Annotated in this window: 13 protein-coding genes, 2 tRNA genes and 3 rRNA genes; 2 read left to right on the plus strand and 16 right to left on the minus strand. The window is 47.1% G+C overall.

Features of this window, described 5'->3' with window-relative positions; translation table 11 throughout:
• Positions 1–2 precede the first annotated feature (2 nt).
• The 6 genes from J8N69_RS01570 to ppsR all read right to left on the minus strand — a co-directional run bounded on the left by J8N69_RS01570 (position 3) and on the right by ppsR (position 7,113).
• The gene (locus tag J8N69_RS01570; RefSeq protein WP_168825015.1) at positions 3–593 is read right to left on the minus strand and encodes a histidine phosphatase family protein; all 591 of its coding nucleotides are present in this window, start codon (positions 591–593) and stop codon (positions 3–5) included.
• Positions 590–1,372 (minus strand): adenosylcobinamide-GDP ribazoletransferase, encoded by a 783-nt coding sequence (locus J8N69_RS01575; protein WP_168825013.1) that lies wholly within the window; start codon positions 1,370–1,372, stop codon positions 590–592. Before J8N69_RS01575 ends, J8N69_RS01570 begins: the two co-directional genes overlap by 4 nt.
• Before the next feature lie 38 nt (positions 1,373–1,410).
• Positions 1,411–2,556, minus strand: coding sequence for a nicotinate-nucleotide--dimethylbenzimidazole phosphoribosyltransferase (gene cobT, locus J8N69_RS01580; RefSeq protein ID WP_227803938.1), 1,146 nt, complete (start codon positions 2,554–2,556; stop codon positions 1,411–1,413).
• Positions 2,486–3,253 (minus strand): 23S rRNA (guanosine(2251)-2'-O)-methyltransferase RlmB, encoded by a 768-nt coding sequence (rlmB, locus tag J8N69_RS01585; RefSeq protein WP_168825011.1) that lies wholly within the window; start codon positions 3,251–3,253, stop codon positions 2,486–2,488. The genes cobT and rlmB overlap by 71 nt, the downstream gene beginning before the upstream one ends.
• A 65-nt stretch (positions 3,254–3,318) precedes the next feature.
• Positions 3,319–5,886: a ribonuclease R gene (gene rnr, locus J8N69_RS01590; RefSeq protein ID WP_211085015.1), complete on the minus strand. Its 2,568-nt coding sequence runs from the start codon at positions 5,884–5,886 to the stop codon at positions 3,319–3,321.
• Positions 5,887–6,309: 423 nt separating this feature from the next.
• Positions 6,310–7,113, minus strand: coding sequence for a posphoenolpyruvate synthetase regulatory kinase/phosphorylase PpsR (ppsR, locus tag J8N69_RS01595; protein WP_111638278.1), 804 nt, complete (start codon positions 7,111–7,113; stop codon positions 6,310–6,312).
• Between the two features lie 238 nt (positions 7,114–7,351).
• On the opposite strand from ppsR, the gene ppsA reads away from it, so the two are divergent.
• Both ppsA and J8N69_RS01605 read left to right on the plus strand, forming a co-directional pair.
• Positions 7,352–9,751 carry a phosphoenolpyruvate synthase gene (gene ppsA, locus J8N69_RS01600; RefSeq protein WP_168825007.1) on the plus strand — a complete coding sequence of 800 codons (2,400 nt, stop codon included), beginning with the start codon at positions 7,352–7,354 and terminating at the stop codon, positions 9,749–9,751.
• Between the two features lie 279 nt (positions 9,752–10,030).
• Positions 10,031–11,187, plus strand: a protein-coding gene (locus J8N69_RS01605; RefSeq protein WP_168827682.1) for an IS3 family transposase whose coding sequence is annotated in 2 segments (ribosomal slippage) — positions 10,031–10,301 and positions 10,301–11,187 — 1,158 coding nt in all. Because the reading frame shifts where the segments join, the coding sequence is not laid out codon by codon here.
• A 535-nt stretch (positions 11,188–11,722) separates the two neighbouring features.
• Here J8N69_RS01605 and rrf read toward each other — a convergent pair.
• The 10 genes from rrf to J8N69_RS01655 all read right to left on the minus strand — a co-directional run bounded on the left by rrf (position 11,723) and on the right by J8N69_RS01655 (position 23,052).
• Positions 11,723–11,837 (minus strand): 5S ribosomal RNA (rrf, locus tag J8N69_RS01610).
• A gap of 184 nt (positions 11,838–12,021) precedes the next feature.
• A 23S ribosomal RNA gene (locus J8N69_RS01615) occupies positions 12,022–14,920 on the minus strand.
• A 349-nt stretch (positions 14,921–15,269) separates the two neighbouring features.
• Positions 15,270–15,345, minus strand: a tRNA-Ala gene (locus tag J8N69_RS01620).
• 134 nt (positions 15,346–15,479) lie between these two features.
• Positions 15,480–15,556: transfer RNA gene (locus J8N69_RS01625), tRNA-Ile, on the minus strand.
• A gap of 74 nt (positions 15,557–15,630) precedes the next feature.
• Positions 15,631–17,168, minus strand: a 16S ribosomal RNA gene (locus J8N69_RS01630).
• Together the 16S, 23S and 5S rRNA genes with 2 tRNA genes alongside form the textbook arrangement of a ribosomal RNA operon.
• A gap of 336 nt (positions 17,169–17,504) precedes the next feature.
• Positions 17,505–18,110 carry a protein-methionine-sulfoxide reductase heme-binding subunit MsrQ gene (locus J8N69_RS01635; protein WP_227803939.1) on the minus strand — a complete coding sequence of 202 codons (606 nt, stop codon included), beginning with the start codon at positions 18,108–18,110 and terminating at the stop codon, positions 17,505–17,507.
• Between the two features lies 1 nt (position 18,111).
• Entirely contained in the window at positions 18,112–19,104 is a 993-nt protein-coding gene (gene msrP / locus J8N69_RS01640; protein WP_168825658.1) for a protein-methionine-sulfoxide reductase catalytic subunit MsrP, read from the minus strand.
• 101 nt (positions 19,105–19,205) lie between these two features.
• Complete coding sequence (pssA, locus tag J8N69_RS01645; RefSeq protein ID WP_168825660.1) at positions 19,206–19,976, minus strand: CDP-diacylglycerol--serine O-phosphatidyltransferase; 771 nt, start codon at positions 19,974–19,976, stop codon at positions 19,206–19,208.
• A gap of 31 nt (positions 19,977–20,007) precedes the next feature.
• Complete coding sequence (gene hemL / locus J8N69_RS01650; protein ID WP_168825662.1) at positions 20,008–21,291, minus strand: glutamate-1-semialdehyde 2,1-aminomutase; 1,284 nt, start codon at positions 21,289–21,291, stop codon at positions 20,008–20,010.
• Between the two features lie 90 nt (positions 21,292–21,381).
• Entirely contained in the window at positions 21,382–23,052 is a 1,671-nt protein-coding gene (locus J8N69_RS01655) for a chloride channel protein (RefSeq protein ID WP_227803940.1), read from the minus strand.
• Positions 23,053–23,104 lie beyond the last annotated feature (52 nt).

The raw sequence follows: 23,104 nt of genomic DNA on the forward strand, positions 1-23,104 counted from the left end.
GCCTAAGCAGAAACCCAATCACCCGCACCTAAACGCTTCAACACGACAAAATCCCCTTGGATGGAAAATTCCGTCACACTGCTAAACCCCACATCAATACGATGACACTGATCCAAAGGCCATTGGCAGAGCATACTCACAAGCACCTTAATCACACCAGAATGTGCCACCAATACACAATTCTCCATCGGCGAATCTTTCACCGACAACCACCATTGCCAAACACGGTCCGCCACAACGTGCAACGACTCGCCATTATAAGGTGCAGAGTGCACTATATCATCCGCCCAAAGATCGATTTCTTGCTTGGAAATGTCTTGCCAACACAACCCTTCCCAATCGCCAAAATCCAATTCTCTTAAAGCATCCACAGCCTGTGAATGTCCATCACTAAGATGTTCCGCTAATTGCGCAGCTCGAGTTAATGGACTGTGAAAACAGGCATTCGACTCGGCATCAAATTCCAGCGACAAGGCGTTTTTTAACGCCTGCGCGCCCGCTTCCCAACCGTCAGCAAGCGGCACATCCATATCGCCGTAACACAAGCCTTGTTTAACCTCTGGTCTTGGGTGTCGAATCAAATACAACTTCACGAATAAGACACCAACAAACACAAGACAACAAACACTTCCCCTATTTGCTCACTCGCGCCCAAAGTATCACCATTAAAACCGCCAATCTTTTTACGCAAATAAAGACGCATCAACAGTACCAAACCCGCGACAAAAACAAAGGTAATCATCAAATCGAACACGTTAAACGCCAACACGCCAACCAACAAGCAAGGCAACAAGGCCACCAGCCACTGGCTAGGGTCTAACTTAGCAATCATGCTCGACGCCTTGCTTTGCCCCATCGTCACATAATCGAGTGTATTCATAAGCACCAAGGGGATAAATCTGGCGACAATATGCACCACACACCAACCGCTTAAAGTATAAATAAACCCTAAAAAAGAATCAGGAATCGCCTGCAACCATTCACTTAACAACAACCATTTGAGCGACAAAGAAAACCAAATAGACAACGCCGCATAACTGCCAATGCGCGAATCTTTCATGATGGTTAAGCGTTGCTCTTTATCCCAGCCGCCAACCAAACCATCACAACTGTCCATCAAACCGTCTTCATGAAAGCCACCTGTAATCAAAACTGCTGTTAACAGCATAAGCAAAGCTTGCAGCGAAGACGACCAATCAAACCACAATGGCCAAGCACTTAGGAGACCAACCACCAAGCCAATCCATGGTAAAAAGCACACCGCCGGGGTGTGCTTTATGTCTTCACTCCAGTCCACTTTAAGCGGTATTCGAGTATAGGTAACAAGGCTGCGTTTAAAGCCTTGCCAATAAGGGCCAATCATATTTCTCATGTTTTTTGCTTTTCATTCTCTGTCTAGATTATCAATTTTTATGGCGCACCGCTCACACCAGCGCTTTCAAAACTCGCCATTTTATTTAAAAATACGCAAGCACTGTTCATTAATGGATACGCCAAAATAGCCCCAGAACCTTCGCCCAAACGCAGATCCAAAGACAACATCGGCTCTGCCTGCAAATGATCAAGCAGCACTTTATGAGCTTTTTCATTTGATTGATGAGCAAAAATCGCATAATCACGCACATTCGGCGCAACTTTCTGAGCGAACAACAAAGCAACTGAACAGATAAAACCATCCACCACAAAAGCGGTTTGACGCTGAGCTGATTGCAGCATCGCACCCGCCATGGCTAAAATTTCAAAGCCACCGACTTGTTCCGCAAGGGTTTGCGCACTCCAATCAGCCATTATCTGACCGGTTTCTTGTTCAGCACGTTGCAATGCTTGCTCAATCACTTGCGCTTTGTGAGAAACCCCAGCCGAGTCCAAACCGGTACCGCGCCCCGCACTGTCTATCGCACTAACACCGATTAACGCCGTCATCATGCAAGAAGACACACACGTATTACCAATGCCCATTTCACCGAACATCAACAAATTCACGCCGTCATCAATAGCAAGATTCGCTTCGTCGACACCCGCTTGAAGCGCTTGCTCTAGTTGTTCCGTCGTCATCGCAGCTTGTTGACTAAAGTCTTTAGACGCGAATGCCACTTTACGTGAACCCAATAAAGGGTGAGCGTCCAGCTCGGCATTCACACCCACATCGACAACACGCAAAGGCACATTGTGCTGAGCACAAAACACACTCACCGCCGCACCACCCATCAAGAAGTTCATCACCATTTGCGGTGTCACTTCCTGAGGAAACAAACTAATACCCTGCGCCACCACACCATGATCTGCAGCAAAAACGATCATTTTTGGCTTTGACACATCAGGCGTTAATGTCTGCTGAATCTTACCCAGCTGAAAAGCAATGCTTTCCAACTCGCCGAGTGCGCCTAATGGCTTAGTTTTGTTGTCGATTTTGCGCTGTAGCTCAGCCGCAATAACAACCGAAGGCGCCTGAATAGTAAACTGCTTAAACAAGGCTTTGTGCCCCTTAACCTTTGGCTTTAACAGCGCGTTGACGCACCACTTCATAGAGACAGACACCGGTTGCCACCGAGACATTTAAACTCGACACCACACCCGCCATCGGCAGTTTTACTAGGTAATCACATTGCTCACGAGTCAAACGACGCATACCATCGCCTTCAGCGCCCATCACAATGGCCGTTGGAATGGTGAGGTCTTGCTCATAAATGGTTTGTGTCGCTTCGCCAGCGGTGCCAAAAATCCACACTCCTTGGTCTTGCAGCTTCTTCATGGTGCGAGCAAGGTTGGTCACGGCATAAACCGGAATACTTTCCGCCGCACCGCAAGCCACTTTGCTAACCGTCGCATTCAAAGGCGCAGAATTGTCTTTTGGCATCACCACCGCATGAGCACCCGCGGCATCGGCGCTGCGCAAACAGGCGCCCAAATTATGCGGATCCGTCACACCATCCAAAATAATAATCAGCGGATTTTCATCTAAACCAGCAATCAGCGTGTGTAAATCCGCTTCGTTACCCGCTTTGTTCATCGTGGTATAAGCCACCACACCTTGGTGAACCACGCGATCTTTATTCGAAGTAAAAAGCTGATCTAATTCTTTACGAGGCACCACGCTGTATCGCACTTTGCTGGCTTTACAAAGCTGTACCAGTCGCTGGTTTTTCTTGTCATCTCGGCCTTCTTGAAAACGCACTTCTTTGATACGTTCTGGCTGTTGATTCAACGCATTTTCCACGGCATGTATGCCGTATATCCATTCTAAATCTGACATTATTTACTCTATTAATTAAGGGGGATTGAATCCCCCTTTTATTCAAATCGCACAAAGGCCTCAAATCAATCTTTCGCTTTAGGCTTAGCGTTGTTCTTTTTCGGCTTTTTTGGCTTCTTCGGTTTTTTCGCCGCAGCAGAAGCGGGCTTACCGCTCGCCGCAGCCGCAGAAGACGATTTCTTCTGTCTAATACGCTTACCTTTAGACACCGGTGGACGACGCTTTTTCTTTGCCTTGCCGTCCGACTCTTTGCCCTCTTTGGCAGCCTTGCCATCTTTTGATTTATCGCCTTCAGCTTTTGCTGCAGATTTAGACTGAGAACGTCCACCTAATTCAATTGGTGGTAACTGCGCCAATTGCATTTCAAGCTCGGTTTGATCGTTACGTTGCACTTTTTTGCGCGCTGGACGGCTACTTTCTTCATCCAGACTCAAATCAATCTTACGTTGCTCCAAGTTCACATTAGACACTTTGACTTTCAACGTATCGCCAAGACGGAATACGCGGCCAGTTCGCTCGCCAATAATCGCCTGATGCTCCATATCATGAACAAAGTAATCTTGCCCAAGCCCTGAAATATGCACCAAGCCATCAACGAACAATCCTTGCAGCTCAACGAACAAACCAAATGACGTCACCGCCGTGACCACACCGTCAAAGGGTTCGCCCAAATGCTGTTCAACGTATTGGCATTTCAACCAAGCTTCAACATCACGGGTTGCTTCGTCAGCGCGGCGCTCAGTTAACGAACAAGACTCGCCCAAGCCGTCCATGTCGGCATGATTGTAACCGTAGATTTTACGCTCTTTTAATTCTGCACTGCCCGCTACACGATGCGCTTGACGCACAGTTGGACGACCTTCGCCACGAATCAAATAGCGAATCGCACGATGCACAAGTAAATCTGGGTAACGACGAATCGGCGAGGTAAAATGTGTGTAGGCTTCATAGTTCAAACCAAAATGGCCCAAATTATCGGCTTGGTACACCGCTTGCGACATAGAACGCAACATCATGGTCTGAATGCTACGCGCGTCCGCCCGGTCTTTAATCTGTTCAGACAAAGCCGCGTAGTCGGCGGGCGTCGGTTTAGTACCGCCCGTTAGCTCTAAACCAAGCAAGCCAAGATAAGTGCGCAAAGTCAACAAACGGTCGTCTTTTGGCCCTTCGTGAACGCGGTATAAAGCAGGCAAATCGGCTTTAATCAATAGCTCTGCTGTCGCCACATTGGCACACAACATACACTCTTCGATCAGTTTATGCGCATCGTTACGTTCAACCGGAATGATATGCTCAATTTTAGAATGCTCATCGAACACCATACGCGTTTCGATCGTATCGAATTCCATCGCGCCGCGTTCATCACGGGCCCCTTTTAAGGCGTGATACAAACCGTTTAGATCATCAATGTGCGATACGATAGACGCATAACGTTCACGCAGTTCAATACCTTGCTCTTCTGGTTCAGCAGCGATCATTTTCGCGACCTTGCTGTAAGTTAAGCGAGCATGAGAGCGGATAATGCCTTCATAAAACTTAAAGCCACGCATCTTGCCTTTCGTCGTTAAAGACACTTCTGCCACCATCGCCAAACGATCTACGTCTGGGTTAAGCGAACACAATCCGTTCGACAAGACTTCAGGCAACATAGGAATAACACGACCGGGGAAATACACCGAGTTACCACGCACGATGGCTTCTTCATCTAACGCCGTGTCTTTTTTCACATAATGAGAAACGTCTGCAATGGCGACAAACAACTTCCAACCGCCTGGTGTTTTTTCACAATACACTGCATCATCAAAGTCGCGGGCGTCTTCACCGTCAATGGTAACAAACGGCGTGTCGCGCAAATCAACGCGATGTGCTTTGTCTTCTTCCGCCACTTCGGTGCTAAAGTTTTTAATCTGTTTTTCAACCGCTGCTGGCCACTCGTTAGGAATTTCATAACGGTGCATGGCCACTTCGATCTCAACCCCCGGCGCCATAAAATCACCCAGGATTTTTTTCACCAAGCCTTGAGCGGGCTTACCGCGCTCAGCATAAGTGACAATTTCCGCCAACACATATTGACCATGGGTCGGCGTTAAACCAGATTCTGTGGTGATCAAGATATCTTGGGCAATACGTGGGTTTTCTGGAGTCACGAAAGCGGCACTGCTGCCATCGCGATGGGTTTCTTGATAAAAACGCCCAACTAGCTGGCTGTGCTTACGCTCTAGCACTTCAACCACCACACCATCTAAGCGACCCTTTACACTACGTCCAGAAAGGCGTGCTTTTACTTTATCGCCGTCCATCACGTTCTGCATTTGACGGGCAGAAAGAAAAATATCGTCATCGCTTTGACGCAACAAGAAACCATGACCTTCTTTATTGCCTTGCACGTAACCTTCTATCAGGTCACTTTCTAAAATCGGCGAGTATTGGTCATTTTGGTTGCTGGTCATTTGATTGTCTCGGCACATAGCGATGAGACGACGACGGAGGGCTTCAATTTCATCTTCGCCAGTCAGCGAAAACGCTTGGCATAACTCTATATGCCCCATGCTTTTATTTTGGGTGGCAAGAAACTCTAGAATGAATTCGCGGCTGGGAACCGGATTATCGTACTTAGACGCTTCTCGCTGCATGTGTGGATCGTTAATTTTTTTATTACTCAATGTATTGTTATCCTTGGTTTTTTCAATAAGACGCCCTTTTATAATATAGAAATATGAACATCTCACTATTTAGAACATTGGCAGTACTCGGCTGTCACTTCTGATAAGTCACCTATACCCAGTCACTGATACGCTCAATTAGTTGTCATTATAGAGTATATTGAAAAAATACTCTGCACGTTAGCGCGGCTCTTAGCATTATCTGCACACTCTATTGCGATAATTTTGGTAATTACACAACAAACTAACCAGATTGATCGGTATTTGTATTGCTTTACCAAGCATTTTTAATGCTATTTTGAGCTATCTAAAATGTTTTTATCGCTTTTTTGTCTAAATTTCGCGCAAAAACAGCAAACCTATCGAATTATTCGATCACTTAACGGCTCGTTTTTACTGCCTGTGACGCACCAAATTCATTTCCGCCATGACTTTGGTGGAAATTTCTTCCACCGAGAGTTTTGTCGAATTCAAAAAAGGAATGCGTTCTTGGCGATATAAGGACTCCACTTCGTCCACTTCATAGCGACATTGACGGGAAGAGGCGTACTTACTCGCTGCCATTCGACCGGTACGAATTTCATGCAAACGCTGAGCATCTATGGTCAAACCAAACAACTTTTTCTTATGATCCTTTAACACCTTAGGCAAACCTGGAGTAGAAAAATCATCTTCGGTAATCGGGTAGTTTGCGGCTTTAATGCCGTACTGCATCGCCAAGTACAAACTGGTTGGTGTTTTGCCTGAGCGTGACACCCCCAACAAGATAATATCCGCCTCGGCAAAATTCTTCACTGAAGCCCCGTCATCGTTCGCCAACGCGTAGTTGATGGCCTCTATTCGAGCATCATAAACGCCCTCTTTCATACCATGCGCTTTCCGCGCTGTCGGCTGAGCTTTGACCCCCAAAGCTTGCTCAATCGGCGACAATAAATCGCCAAACAAGTTGTAACAATGACAATCACAAGAATCGATAATCTCGCGAATAGCGGCATCGGAAATGGTATAAAACACCAGCAAAGCAATGCCTTGTTGCATTTCCAGATTAATCTGCTGCTTCAAGCCTTCCGCCTGATCTTTGGTGGCCAAAAAAGGCACACTTTTGGTTTCCACCGCCACATCAAAAAACGACAACATCGCCGATCCAAACACCTCAGCGGTGATCGCTGTCCCATCTGATACAAAGTACACTTTCATGCGTTTTTCCCATTTTTGTTGTTATCTAACGACATTCGTTTTTTCGATTGAAATAAAACTACATCGAATAATCGATTTTATTCAAAGCAACGACCCTACATACAATGAACCCAGACTCAGCGCTTTGACAAGAGCCCACAGCGATTTGATCCGTGCCTGACGTCTGCTTGGCAAACCAGCCATCTTTTGGCAAAACCAGCCATATTCTTTTAATAAGAAAAAATAATGGGAGTCTCTTGTGAGCAAATTTATTAAGTGGTTTAAAGATCTTCATATGGAAGATGTCGGTGAAGTAGGCGGCAAAAACGCCTCTTTAGGTGAAATGATTTCCAACCTGACAGACCTTGGTATTCAAGTACCAAACGGTTTCGCAACCACTTCCTATGCTTATCAACGCTTCATTACAGAAAGTGGCCTAAACGACAAGATCCATCAAGCACTAGACGCATTGGACGTAGACGATGTTCACGCCCTTGCCGAAACAGGCGTACAAATTCGCCAATGGATTGAAGACGCCACTTTCTCAACCGAATTTGACCAAGAGATCGAAGCCGCATTCGCCACACTTTGCGATGACAACGCCGACGATACGTCATTTGCCGTGCGCTCTTCTGCCACAGCAGAAGACTTGCCTGATGCGTCTTTCGCTGGCCAACAAGAAACCTTCCTCAACGTCAAAGGCTTGGCAGACATCAAAGCCTCTATCAAACGTGTTTTTGCTTCTCTCTTTAACGACCGCGCGATTTCTTACCGCGTCCATCAAGGTTTTGAACACCAAGGCGTGTCTTTGTCCGCGGGCATTCAAAAAATGGTACGCAGTGACATCGGTGCTTCTGGCGTACTCTTCACCCTAGACACAGAGTCTGGCTTTGATGAAGTGGTCTTTATCACCGCCGCTTACGGTCTGGGTGAAATGGTCGTACAAGGCACCGTCAACCCAGATGAATACTATGTTCACAAGCCCACACTTGCCGCCAACCGCCCAGCGATTGTGCGCAAGAGCCTAGGCAGCAAAGCACAAAAAATGGAATACGCCGAAGCGGGCAGCGATGACGAATTCGTTAAGATCGTTCCGGTCGCTTTGGATGATCAAAATCGTTTCGCACTAAGCAACGACGAGATTCAAGACCTTGCTCAACAAGCGTGCATCATCGAAAAACACTACCAGCGTCCGATGGACATTGAATGGGCGAAAGACGGCATCGATGGCAAGATCTACATTGTCCAAGCGCGACCAGAAACCGTTCGTAGCCAAGCCAATGCGCAAAGCATGGAACGTTACAACCTGAAAAAAACCTCTCAGGTAATGATCACTGGCCGTGCCATTGGTCACAAAATTGGCACAGGCGCGGTGAAAGTCTTGTCTTCTATTACTGAAATGGACCGCATCCAACCAGGTGATGTTCTGGTGACCGACATTACCGACCCGGATTGGGAACCCATCATGAAACGCGCCTCTGCGATTGTCACCAATCGCGGCGGTCGTACTTGTCACGCGGCGATCATTGCACGTGAACTCGGCATTCCAGCCGTGGTTGGCTGTGGCGACGCAACCGACGTACTAAAAGACGGCCAAATCGTCACCGTATCTTGCTCACAAGGCGACATGGGCTTTGTTTACCAAGGCGAACTACCTTTCGACATCATCACCTCGGAAGTCGGCAACATGCCGGAACTGCCAGTAAAAATCATGATGAACATGGGCAACCCAAACCGCGCCTTTGACTTTGCCATGCTGCCAAACGCCGGCATTGGCTTGGCGCGCTTAGAGTTCATCATCAACCGCATGATCGGCATTCACCCAAAAGCCTTGTTGAACTACGCAGACATGACACCAGCGCTGCAAGAAGAAATCAACCACCGTATCGCAGGCTACTCAAGCCCAGTGGGGTTCTACGTCGACAAACTGGTCGAAGGCGTTGCGACATTGGCCTGCTCTTTCTCTCAGAAGCCTGTGATAGTGCGTTTATCCGACTTCAAATCAAACGAATACCACAACCTTGTTGGCGGTCCGTTGTTTGAACCAGACGAAGAAAACCCAATGCTTGGTTTTCGTGGTGCGGCGCGCTACATCGACGACTCGTTCCGCGACTGCTTCGCCCTAGAATGCGAAGCCATCCGCCGAGTGCGTAACGAAATGGGCTTAACCAACGTACAAATCATGATCCCGTTTGTACGTACTCTGGAAGAAGCTCAGCAAGTGACCGAACTACTAGCAGAACAAGGCTTGGCTCGTGGTCAAAACGGCCTAAAAGTCATCATGATGTGCGAACTACCGTCAAACGCCCTATTGGCTGACGAGTTCCTACAATACTTCGACGGCTTCTCAATCGGCTCAAACGATTTAACCCAGCTAACGCTAGGCCTTGACCGCGACTCAGGATTGATCGCCGACAAATTCGACGAACGCAACCCAGCGGTCAAAAAACTGCTCAAAATGGCCATCACCGCCTGTCGCGAACAAGGCAAATACGTCGGCATCTGTGGCCAAGGCCCATCTGACCACGCCGACTTCGCCGACTGGCTCGTCGCCCAAGGCATCGAAAGCATGTCTCTTAACCCAGACACCGTCATCGAAACCTGGCTACACCTTGATGAAGTACTCAAAAATAACGAACTAAACAGCAAAGCCATTTAACCACTCTCCCCGTTACGTCGACAAACGTAACGGAAACCCATCTGCGTCTAACGACCTATTGAAAGATAGATCGTTAGAACAGAGTGCTGTGTTAGCAGCACGTGGCCTTATCCTAGTCATTTTATAAGCGCCACTCTCTAGTTTTATAGCCCCGCCATGCGGGGCTTTTTTTTGGTTCCTTCCCCTTTTGTCTTCAAGGGGAAGGCGGAGGATGGGGTGTTGTGGTTGAATTAGCCGGACACTTCAATAAAGGATAATATCCAATTATTGAGGTGTAAAATGACTAAACGTACTAACAAACAATATCCAAACGATTTTAAGCAAGAAGCGGTGGCGCTGGTGATTGAGCAAGGTTACTCCGTTGTTGAGGCTGCCGCTTCACTGAATATCACTGACAAGCTACTTTATAACTGGGTAGCGAAGTTTAAACAACAAGATGAAGATTCAGAGTTGTCGAAGGATGAGCGGGCTGAACTCGTTCAGCTCAGAAAAGACAATAAGCGCTTGCTGATGGAGCGCGAAATATTAAAAAAGGCTTCAGCGTTTTTCGCAAAAGAAATGAAATAAAATATTCATTTCTCAAAAGTTTAGGTAAGCAGTACCCAGTTGCCATATCGTGTAAAGTGATGCGCGTTAGCAAATCTGCATACTATGCTTGGCGAAAACGTCCCGCGATAATTATCAGTGCACAAACACTGAATTTACATCGTAGGGCGAAGGCGCTTTTTGAAGATAGTCGAGGCAGTCTGGGTAGCCGAGAGCTTGCGAAAAAGCTTCGCAAAGAAGACTTTGATGTTAGCCGGCATCGTGTCATTGGCTTGATGAAACGATTGGGGTTAGTCGTTAAGCAGCGTATCGCTTACAAAGTCACCACAAAGCGCAAAGACAGTGATGCTGTAGCGGATAATTTATTGAACATGAATTTTAACCCGTTAGGCCCAAACCAGGTGTGGGCTGGGGATGTGTCATATTTAAAAACAGGCGAAGGCTGGCTATACCTTGCTATTGTAATGGATTTATTTGGTCGTCGCATAGTGGGTTGGCACACGTCAAAACGTATGACGACAGACTTAATTGAGCATGCATTTTTAAAAGCACATCGCTTACGACAGCCGCCAAAGGGCTTAGTGTTTCATAGCGACAGAGGCTCGCAATACACGAGTAAACACTTTAGAAGCCTATTAAAACGGCTTGATTGCCGCTCTAGCATGGGTGACGTCGGTGCGTGTTGGGATAATGCCGTGGTTGAAAGGTTCTTCGGCAGTTTAAAACATGATTGGTTGTTCAAGGTAGCACAACCAACAAGAGAGCATATGAAGCAAGATGTTGCGGCGTATGTGAAATATTACAATCTGGAGCGATTACATTCGTCGAATGGCGACCAATCACCCATTGAGTATGAAAACTCCTTTAGGAAAGTGTCCGGTTGGACTTGACCAGAACATACTTGTATCAAAAGCAAAACAGGAATAGGGTAATAAGCAGACAGAGGGCAAACGGATTTGCCTACGCCTCCAGGACGGAGGCTCTGTCACTTTTTAGGACGATTCCGTGGCTGCAGGGATGCAGCGAAAAACCTTTCAAGCACGTTCACTTTAGCGACGACCGCCTTCGAGGGTGTCGCTAAACGACTGCCGCCGATCTTGTAGGTCGCGATTTACCCTGAAAAAATAACATGCCGACAAATTACGCCTTGTCGGGCTAAAGCCACGACCTACAAAAACAATATAAATCAATCAATTGCAGGATGAATAGAGTCACACGCCTGGTAACGGTCGTGCCTCCCTCATCAGGCCTACAAAACCTATCCAACCTTCGCAAAAGCTCGTCTTGGTGTTGGATTCGCGCTGACGCGTTGAGCCCGCGAAACAGGCGCAAGCAAATGGAACATCAAGGCGAGTGTGTTTCTGATTTTTCTGCAGACGAAAAAAAGCCCTGACAGCTGAGCTATCAGGGCTTTCTTAATGTAAAGCTTGACGACGACCTACTCTCACATGGGATCTCCCACACTACCATCGGCGATGGCGCTTTTCACTTCTGAGTTCGGGATGGGATCAGGTGGTTCAACGCCTCTATGATCGTCAAGCAATTCTGTTGCGTTCGTTCTGGCTGGACTTTTCGTCTCACCAAAACACGCGAAGACGTGCTTGGATCTTTAACAATTCTGTTTTGAAATAACAATAATCAAGTGTTAAACCAGATCGTACTATGTGTCTTTATGTGTTTACTGTTCAACTTTCGTCTAGTCAGCAAAACCACTTTGGTGTTATATGGTCAAGCCTCACGAGCAATTAGTATTGGTTAGCTCAATGCCTCACAGCACTTACACACCCAACCTATCAACGTCCTAGTCTCGAACGGCTCTTTAGGGGACTTATGTCCCAGTGAGATCTTATCTTAAGGGAGGCTTCCCGCTTAGATGCTTTCAGCGGTTATCCCGTCCGAACATAGCTACCCGGCAATGCCACTGGCGTGACAACCGGAACACCAGAGGTTCGTCCACTCCGGTCCTCTCGTACTAGGAGCAGCTCCTCTCAAATCTCAAACGTCCACGGCAGATAGGGACCGAACTGTCTCACGACGTTCTAAACCCAGCTCGCGTACCACTTTAAATGGCGAACAGCCATACCCTTGGGACCGGCTTCAGCCCCAGGATGTGATGAGCCGACATCGAGGTGCCAAACACCGCCGTCGATGTGAACTCTTGGGCGGTATCAGCCTGTTATCCCCGGAGTACCTTTTATCCGTTGAGCGATGGCCCTTCCATACAGAACCACCGGATCACTAAGACCTACTTTCGTACCTGCTCGACGTGTCTGTCTCGCAGTTAAGCGTGCTTTTGCCTTTACACTCTATGCATGATTTCCGACCATGCTGAGCACACCTTCGTGCTCCTCCGTTACTCTTTGGGAGGAGACCGCCCCAGTCAAACTACCCACCACACAGTGTCCTCGATCCGGATAACGGACCTGAGTTAGAACCTCAAACATACCAGGGTGGTATTTCAAGAGTGGCTCCACGGTAACTGGCGTCACCGCTTCAAAGCCTCCCACCTATCCTACACAAGTAGGTTCAAAGTTCACTGTGAAGCTATAGTAAAGGTTCACGGGGTCTTTCCGTCTAGCCGCGGATACACAGCATCTTCACTGCGATTTCAATTTCACTGAGTCTCGGGTGGAGACAGTGTGGCCATCGTTACGCCATTCGTGCAGGTCGGAACTTACCCGACAAGGAATTTCGCTACCTTAGGACCGTTATAGTTACGGCCGCCGTTTACTTGGGCTTCGATCAAGAGCTTCGCTTGCGCTAACCCCATCAATTAACCTTCAAGCACCGGGCAGGCGTCACACCCTATACGTCCACTTTCGTGTTTGCAGAGTGCTGTGTTTTTAATAAACAGTCGCAGCCACCTGGTATCTTCGACCGACTGGTGCTTACGGGGCAAGCCCTTCACACTGGCCGGCGTACCTTCTCCCGAAGTTACGGTACCATTTTGCCTAGTTCCTTCACCCGAGTTCTCTCAAGCGCCTTGGTATTCTCTACCTGACCACCTGTGTCGGTTTGGGGTACGGTCAATGTATATCTGACGCTTAGAAGTTTTTCCTGGAAGCATGGCATCAACCACTTCGCCCAAAAGAGGGCTCGTCATCAGTTCTCGACATCCTCTCTTAAAGAGTGACCCGGATTTGCCTAAGTCACTTGCCTACCGCCTTAAACACAGACAACCATCGCTGTGCTGGCCTAGCCTTCTCCGTCTCTCCATCGCAATATACATCGGTACAGGAATATTAACCTGTTTTCCATCGACTACGCATTTCTGCCTCGCCTTAGGGGCCGACTCACCCTGCCCTGATTAACATGGGACAGGAAACCTTGGTCTTCCGGCGGGGGAGTTTTTCACTCCCCTTATCGTTACTCATGTCAACATTCGCACTTCTGATACCTCCAGCCTGCCTTACAGCTTGACCTTCAACGGCTTACAGAACGCTCCTCTACCATGCCTAGTAAACTAAGCATCCGTAGCTTCGGTGGCCAGTTTGAGCCCCGTTATATCTTCCGCGCAGGCCGACTCGACTAGTGAGCTATTACGCTTTCTTTAAAGGATGGCTGCTTCTAAGCCAACCTCCTAGCTGTCTAAGCCTTCCCACATCGTTTCCCACTTAACTGGCACTTGGGGACCTTAGCTGACGGTCTGGGTTGTTTCCCTTTCCACGACGGACGTTAGCACCCGCCGTGTGTCTCCCGTAATTGCACTCATTGGTATTCGGAGTTTGCATGGGGTTGGTAAGTCGGGATGACCCCCTAGCCCAAACAGTGCTCTACCCCCAATGGTGAGATACGAGGCGCTACCTAAATAGCTTTCGAGGAGAACCAGCTATCTCCGAGCTTGATTAGCCTTTCACTCCTATCCACAAGTCATCCCCAGCCTTTTCAACGGATGTGGGTTCGGTCCTCCAGTTGATGTTACTCAACCTTCAACCTGCTCATGGATAGATCGCCCGGTTTCGGGTCTATTCCCAGCAACTAAACGCCCTATTAAGACTCGGTTTCCCTACGGCTCCACTAATCGCTTAACCTTGCTACTGAAAATAAGTCGTTGACCCATTATACAAAAGGTACGCAGTCACGGAACAAGTCCGCTCCCACTGCTTGTACGTACACGGTTTCAGGATCTATTTCACTCCCCTCACAGGGGTTCTTTTCGCCTTTCCCTCACGGTACTGGTTCACTATCGGTCAGTCAGGAGTATTTAGCCTTGGAGGATGGTCCCCCCATATTCAGACAGGATAACACGTGTCCCGTCCTACTCGTTTTCATCATTAAGGTGTTTTCGTATACGGGGCTATCACCCTCTATCGCGGCACTTTCCAGAGCCTTCTACTAACACCAAAATCACTTAAGGGCTAATCCCCTTTCGCTCGCCGCTACTTAGGGAATCTCGGTTGATTTCTTTTCCTCCGGGTACTTAGATGTTTCAGTTCCCCGGGTTCGCCTCCTCACAGCTATGTATTCACTGTGGGATACTCTACAAGTAGAGTGGGTTTCCCCATTCGGACATGTTCGGATCACAGCCTGTTTATCGACTCCCCGAACCTTTTCGCAGATTACCACGTCCTTCATCGCCTCTGACTGCCAAGGCATCCACCGTGCACGCTTGGTCACTTGACCATATAACCCAAAGTAGTTTTTACGATTCAATAAAAAGCCATAAATGACTCAGTATAAAAAGTAGAAACAACCATCAGATCACATACCAAAGAGCTTTTGTGTCTCTCTGGATTTACGATAATAGAAGTCACTAAGCTGTTATCCTTAAAGAATAAGAGCAAGTGAACTTCCACCGGTTTAACACTTGATTTATCGTTATTTCAAAATTCGAATTGTTAAAGAGCAAGTTTAGTGCAAAGCACTAAGTCAGAGACTAAAAATCATCCAACACAATTAAATGTAAGATGTTTAGCGTCTTGCTTAGGACTCTCTTCTAATCTTTTACACAGAATGATTGATCATTTATAAATGGTGGAGCTATGCGGGATCGAACCGCAGACCTCCTGCGTGCAAAGCAGGCGCTCTCCCAGCTGAGCTATAGCCCCATTATTTATTTGATCGTATTTGGTTAATCGAAGAAGATATCTCCAACCAATTACCAGGATGTCAAGAACAAGGCTTTTAAGGTCGACGTTTAGCCTGCTAAACGAGATCTTAAATAACGCTGTTATTTATATACTGGTGGGTCTGGGCCGATTTGAACGGCCGACCTCACCCTTATCAGGGGTGCGCTCTAACCAACTGAGCTACAGACCCAAATACTTTCTGTGCTTCTCATAAATTAGACATCAGATAATTTGTGTGAACGCTCACCAGAGCCTTCTATCGTTTAAGGAGGTGATCCAGCCCCAGGTTCCCCTAGGGCTACCTTGTTACGACTTCACCCCAGTCATTGACCACTCCGTGGTAAGCGTCCCCCTTGCGGTTAGACTACCTACTTCTGGAGCAATCAACTCCCATGGTGTGACGGGCGGTGTGTACAAGGCCCGGGAACGTATTCACCGTGACATTCTGATTCACGATTACTAGCGATTCCGACTTCATGGAGTCGAGTTGCAGACTCCAATCCGGACTACGACGTACTTTCTGGGATTCGCTCACTATCGCTAGCTCGCTGCCCTCTGTATACGCCATTGTAGCACGTGTGTAGCCCTACTCGTAAGGGCCATGATGACTTGACGTCGTCCCCACCTTCCTCCGGTTTGTCACCGGCAGTCTCCTTAAAGTTCCCACCCGAAGTGCTGGCAAATAAGGATAAGGGTTGCGCTCGTTACGGGACTTAACCCAACATTTCACAACACGAGCTGACGACAGCCATGCAGCACCTGTCTCACAGTTCCCGAAGGCACCATCTGATCTCTCAAATGTTCTGTGGATGTCAAGAGTAGGTAAGGTTCTTCGCGTTGCGTCGAATTAAACCACATGCTCCACCGCTTGTGCGGGCCCCCGTCAATTCATTTGAGTTTTAACCTTGCGGCCGTACTCCCCAGGCGGTCTACTTATTGCGTTAGCTGCGCCACTAAGTCATTACAACCCAACGGCTAGTAGACATCGTTTACGGCGTGGACTACCAGGGTATCTAATCCTGTTTGCTCCCCACGCTTTCGCACCTCAGTGTCAGTATTAGTCCAGGGTGTCGCCTTCGCCACTGATGTTCCTTCCTATATCTACGCATTTCACCGCTACACAGGAAATTCCACACCCCTCTACCATACTCTAGCTAGCCAGTATCGGGTGCCATTCCAAGGTTGAGCCCTGGGATTTCACATCCGACTTAACAAACCACCTACGCGCGCTTTACGCCCAGTAATTCCGATTAACGCTTGCACCCTCTGTATTACCGCGGCTGCTGGCACAGAGTTAGCCGGTGCTTCTTCTGGGGCTAACGTCAAAACATTTGGATATTAGCCAAACGCCCTTCCTCACCCCTGAAAGTGCTTTACAACCCTAAGGCCTTCTTCACACACGCGGCATGGCTGGATCAGGCTTGCGCCCATTGTCCAATATTCCCCACTGCTGCCTCCCGTAGGAGTCTGGGCCGTGTCTCAGTCCCAGTGTGACTGGCCATCCTCTCAGACCAGTTAAAGATCGTCGCCTTGGTAGGCCTTTACCCTACCAACTAGCTAATCTTACGCAGGCTCATCTAATAGCGGAAGGTCACAAGTGATCCCCTCCTTTCCCCCTCAGGGTGTATGCGGTATTAGCATGCGTTTCCACATGTTGTCCCCCTCTACTAGGCAGATTCCTACGCGTTACTCACCCGTCCGCCGCTCGTCAGCAGGAGCAAGCTCCCCTGTTACCGCTCGACTTGCATGTGTTAAGCCTGCCGCCAGCGTTCAATCTGAGCCATGATCAAACTCTTCAGTTAAAAAAGCTTGCTTACTCAAATCTATTACACTAACTATAACTTAATCGACTCACTGCTTCGAAAAACAGCAAGCCAACATAAAGCGAATTACTGTATAAACACTCGTAAGACTTCAATTTTTTTGATCAACTACATCTCGGCAAAACCGGTCTGCGATGATCTTCTGAAGCCTCCAGCGAGCGCCCACACAAATTATCTGATTATCTATTTTAAAGAGCGTCTGATACTTCGTTCAACATTCTTACCTAAGTAAGTGGCAAACTCTTGTTTGCGTTGTTGTCCGTGTCAGTGGAGGCGTATAATACAGCCTCAAACTTTTAGCGCAAGCACTTTTTTTTAATTTTTTTTGAAAAACTTTTTATACAAAGGTAAGGTTGGGATCTTGACGATTAAGAGAGGGGCTAAAAATAACGTAAACCATGCGGCAATCGTGATATCACTCTTTACTTGCCACCATAAATGGATAATCACACACAAAGCCGCAAGGTACATTAAGCGATGTAAGGGCTTCCACTTTTTCCCCAATCTACGCACCGTGCCTTTCGTACTGGTGATTGCCAAAATAGACATGGTTAGCAACGCGATCACACCAACATATATGTAAGGCTTTTCAATTAAATCCGAGCTTATCCAACGCCAGCTCAACCCAGCAAACAGCACCAAATAAATAACAAAGTGCAGTAAGGCATAAAAAAAAGCACTCAAACCAATAAAACGCCGATAACGATTGATCAATCGAAGAGATTTAATCTTGCCAACTAGGGTCATGGCCAAAACAGCAATCACAAAAACTGACGCCCAAATGCCACTTAAATTCATCAACAACTTACCCGGATCTGGAAAGTACCGCCCCATCAACAATGAAACAAACATCCATAAAAACGGTAGCGTGAATAGCATAAAAATGTATGGCTTTTCTTTTCGATCCCAAAATGTCGACACGCTAGTAGTTCCTTTTCAAATCCATACCCTTGTATAGACCCGCAACTTCTTCCTCGTAACCATTAAACATTTTCGTTTCAACCACATTAGGAAAAAGAACACCACCAGGCAGACGCCGCTCTTGCTTTTGCGACCAACGTGGATGATCGACATTAGGGTTCACATTGGCATAAAAACCATACTCATTAGGCGCCAACATACTCCAAGTAGTCTCTGGCATGGTTTCAACAAAGCGAATTTTCACAATAGATTTAATGCTTTTGAAACCATATTTCCAAGGCAAAACCAGCCTAACCGGTGCGCCGTTTTGATTTGGCAATATACTTCCGTACATGCCAACCGCAAGCAGAGCCAAGGGATTCATCGCCTCATCAATACGTAAGCCTTCCCGATAAGGCCAATCCAATCCACTACCATTTTGACCTGGCATTTGCTTGGGATCATAAAGGGTTTCAAAATAAACATACTTTGCCTTCGAATTAGGCTCAAAACGTTTTAGGACGGTCGCTAAAGAAACACCAACCCACGGAATAACCATAGACCAAGCCTCGACGCAACGAAGCCGATAAATACGCTCTTCCAGCATAGATTCTTTTATAATGTCATCAAGGTCAAAAACACCCGTTTTACCCGCCTCACCTTCTACCGTGATGGTCCATGGCGTTGTTTTAAAGTGAGAGGAACGATCTTTAGGGTCGCTTTTACCATAGCCAAATTCATAAAAATTATTGTATGAGGTAGCAACGTCATAGGGAGAGATTTTTTCATCTTTACCATAAGCGGTTTCTGCTATGCTTTGGAAAGAAGAGAGTAAAGAGGCAGGAGGAGAGAGCGGATTACCTTCTTGCAAGGCTGCAGAAACATGACCAATACCGCCAACACCAAGAGCAATCCCACCCGTTGCCTTCATAAACTGACGACGATTGAGGTAAATGGATTTATCAGTCACTTCTGATTCAGAGCAATCAGACGCTTTTTTATTCAAAATCAGCATAGCATGTCCCCTTCTGTTATTAGAATTATTGACAAGGGTGCACGCCACGAGTTCAAAAAAGCACTCATATTAAAAAAGAATGCTTTTTTGTGTCACATTATCTAGCGCAATCGCTTGAACACAATGCCAAGCGGGCCCCATAACCCATAAAGACAAAAAACACTCATCAGCACAAATGCTGGCTGAAGGGCAACAAACACCAGTATTAAAACCGCAACCAGCAACACAATGAAAGGCACACGCCCTTTTAAGTCAAGGTCTTTAAAACTACGATATTTAACATTACTAACCATCAGCAAGCCAGTAATAGGAACCAGTAAGGCCATCAGCGTTGCTAAGCTTTCACCAGAAATCCCATTGTCATTCGCAGCCCAGATAACCCCAGCTACGATAGCCGCCGCCGCTGGGCTAGGAAGCCCAGTGAAATAACGTTTTTCCTCTACGCCAATCATAGTGTTAAAGCGGGCCAAACGCAGCGCAGCACCAACGGCGTAAATAAACGCCGCAATCCAACCGATTTTACCAAGTGGCGCCAATGACCAAGTAAAAACAATCAAAGCTGGTGCAATACCAAACGACACCATGTCAGCAAGGGAATCATACTCCGCACCAAACGCGCTTTGAGTATGCGTTAATCGCGCCACACGCCCATCAAGACCATCAAGAATCATCGAGATAAAAATCGCTACCGCAGCATGACTGTAATTTCCATTCATCGCAGCAATGATAGAGTAAAACCCTGAAAAAAGTGCGGCCGTGGTAAATAGGTTAGGCAATAAATACACCCCTTTGTGAGGATGCTTTTTATCATCGCCAATATCGACATCCTCGATGTCATCCACTGGTGATTTTTTCAAATCATCTATCGACATAGTTTAACCCTTTTTGATGTATGCAAATTATTTATATTAGCTTAGCAAAAGAACGCTTCGCGGCGGCTATGGTAAAATCAATGTCTGCTTCGGTATGGGCCTGAGAAATAAACCCTGCTTCGAAAGCGGCTGGCGCTAAATACACCCCTTCTTCCAGCATATGATGAAAAAAGGCTTTAAACCGCGCTAAATCACAACGCTGAACCTCAGCAAAACTCGTAACCGCCTTCGCCTCAGTAAAAAAGAAACCAAACATCCCACCGACACTCACCACACAGAAGGGCACACCAATCTCATCTGCGGCCGCTTTTAACCCTGAGACTAGACGCGCAGCTTTTTTACCTAAGAGCTGATGAAAACCCTCCTCACTAATCTTATTCAATACCGCCAAACCCGCAACCATGGCAACCGGATTCCCAGACAAGGTGCCCGCTTGGTAAACAGGCCCCAATGGCGAAATACATTCCATAATGGCACGCTTGCCGCCAAAAGCGCCAACCGGCATGCCAGCACCAATCACCTTACCTAGGGTTGTTAAATCAGGAACAATACCAAAGTGATCTTGTGCTCCGCCAAGCGCTACGCGAAATCCCGTCATCACTTCATCAAAAATCAACACCGCACCTGATTCATCACACACTTTGCGCAAGGTTTCAAGGAAGCCTTCAACAGGCAAAATACAGTTCATATTGCCTGCCACTGGCTCGACAATAATACAAGCGATTTGCTCCCCTATTTCCGCAAAGCAACGAGTCACTTCGTCAATATCGTTGTACTGCAAGGTAATAGTATGCTTTGCCAAATCTGCCGGCACACCAGGGGAATTAGGGACACCAAGGGTTAACGCACCAGAGCCGGCTTTAACCAACAAAGAATCTGAATGACCGTGATAGCATCCTTCAAACTTGACGATTTTATCCCGTCCAGTATAACCACGCGCCAAACGGATCGCACTCATAGTCGCTTCTGTGCCCGAGTTCACCATGCGCACCATATCCATTGAAGGCACCAGCTCACAGACTTTTTCCGCCATGGTGATTTCTACTTCTGTCGGTGCCCCAAAGCTCAAACCAAAATCAAGCTGCTGCCTAACAGCATCAATCACATCTGGATGCGAGTGACCCAAAATCATCGGCCCCCAAGATCCGACGTAATCTATGTAACGCTTTTTATCTTCATCATAAACATAAGCCCCTTCTGCACGCTGAAAAAAGATAGGGGTACCGCCGACACCATTAAAGGCTCGCACTGGGGAATTAACACCACCAGGAATACGGTGTTGGGCGCGTGCGTATAAATCTTCTGACCGACTCATATATTTAAGGTCCTATAACCAATAGTGTAATTCGTGGGGTAAACAAGCTGAAACATAAGTGTTGCTACCAATCTAATAAAATATCTTTTTCTACTCACTTTTTAGCAGAAACTGATCCAGTCGATGCCGTGAAACCAAGCCAAAAGAAGAGCCCGACAAGGACACTAATACTTCAGGCAAACCCGTTTTTTGAAACCAACTAAGCATGGCTTCTAGAGAAGAAGGCTCATCAATCAAAGGTATAGCAGTAGATTCTAAAGCCAATGATAAGTTCATCGTCACTTCGTCATCCGCTATACTCAACCACGATTGAGGACCCACATCTAATGTCTGTAATGCATCAAGTAAGGCGACACGGCGAACAAATTGCCATCGACCATCGCTCTCAAATATCACATAGTCTATCACATTTGAGGCTAAATCTTTCACTTGCTCAAGGGGCACACTTGCGGGTAACAACAAAACAGCCTCAGCAACAGGCTTGACCGTATGGTGTCTTAAATAACGCTGAAAAGGACTAATATTCGACGACATTCCCATATAACTCAGTCGCTCAGCAAACACAGATTCTTGATGAAAAAACACCCGCATTAACAAGCAAGCTAATACAATCACAAACAAGGCAGGAACAATTGCTTCAGAAGAGTGAGTCATTTCAATGATCGCCACTAACGCCGTTAATGGCGCTTGGAAACAAGCCGCCATCATCGCCGCCATTCCCAGTAAGGCAAACAAGGCGATATCAGCCTCACCATGATTAAATATGAACGCCGCCTGAACACCCGCCAAACCACCGATAATAAACGTCGGCCCTATCATGCCTCCCGGTATTCCCAGTCCAATTGTCAGTGCCGTTAACAGCGTTTTCACCACAATCAGTAAAAGCAAAGAATACACCAGCAAATCGCCAGACAACAGCTGACTCAACGCGCGGTAACCACTGCCTAGCGCTTCTGGCAAATACATTGCGGCCAAAGAGCTGGCCGCCGCAACCAACAAAAAACGCCACCAGACAGACAAGCCACTCAAATGCCACAAGACTTTTTGCGCGTGCAGAAATAACGCCGATAACAGCACAATAAAAATGACTAAAACAAAACAAGTAACAAAAAGATCACTCGAAAAAACCACCGACGAAATGTCGCCAATACTAAAAAGATCCAGCGGCCCAATCACATAATGGCTGATCAGCGCCGCCACCACAGAAGACAACAACACCGGCAGAACATAACGCTGACGATATTCTAAAAAAATCACTTCAAACGCAAACAACACGCCCGCTAATGGTGTTTGAAATATGGCTGATATCGCCCCAGCAACACCACAAGCCAATAAGGTTTCAACACCGTACTGGGGAAGCTTGGCTTTTTCCGCCAAAAATCCACCCAGTGTTGCGCCCAAATGTACTGCCGGACCTTCTTTCCCAATAGACAGCCCACCGATCAACGCAATAACAGCGCTAAAAAACTGCACCACCCCATTCATAATAGGCAAATTGCCACCATGATAGTTCAACCTTTCTATCACATAAGGCACACCTACTTTATGAAAGCGGTTAGGCAGCAGGGTCAAAATACCCGCTAACACAACACAAGAAGCAATAACCAAGCCGACCCGCCACACCATAGGCAAAGACTCAAACGCATCAAAATCGGCTCCCAAAAAATAGCGTGTGGGCAAATAGATTACAGCATAAAAAAGCACCATCACCAGCCCACTCAATAGTCCACACAAAGCACCCAGCAATGACAATATCAACAAATCGTCATAAGACTTCGCCTTAGTAGACCATTTTTCCTTGAGCTTCCAGGCT

Source organism: Marinomonas profundi, from assembly GCF_020694005.1.
Lineage (GTDB): Bacteria > Pseudomonadota > Gammaproteobacteria > Pseudomonadales > Marinomonadaceae > Marinomonas > Marinomonas profundi.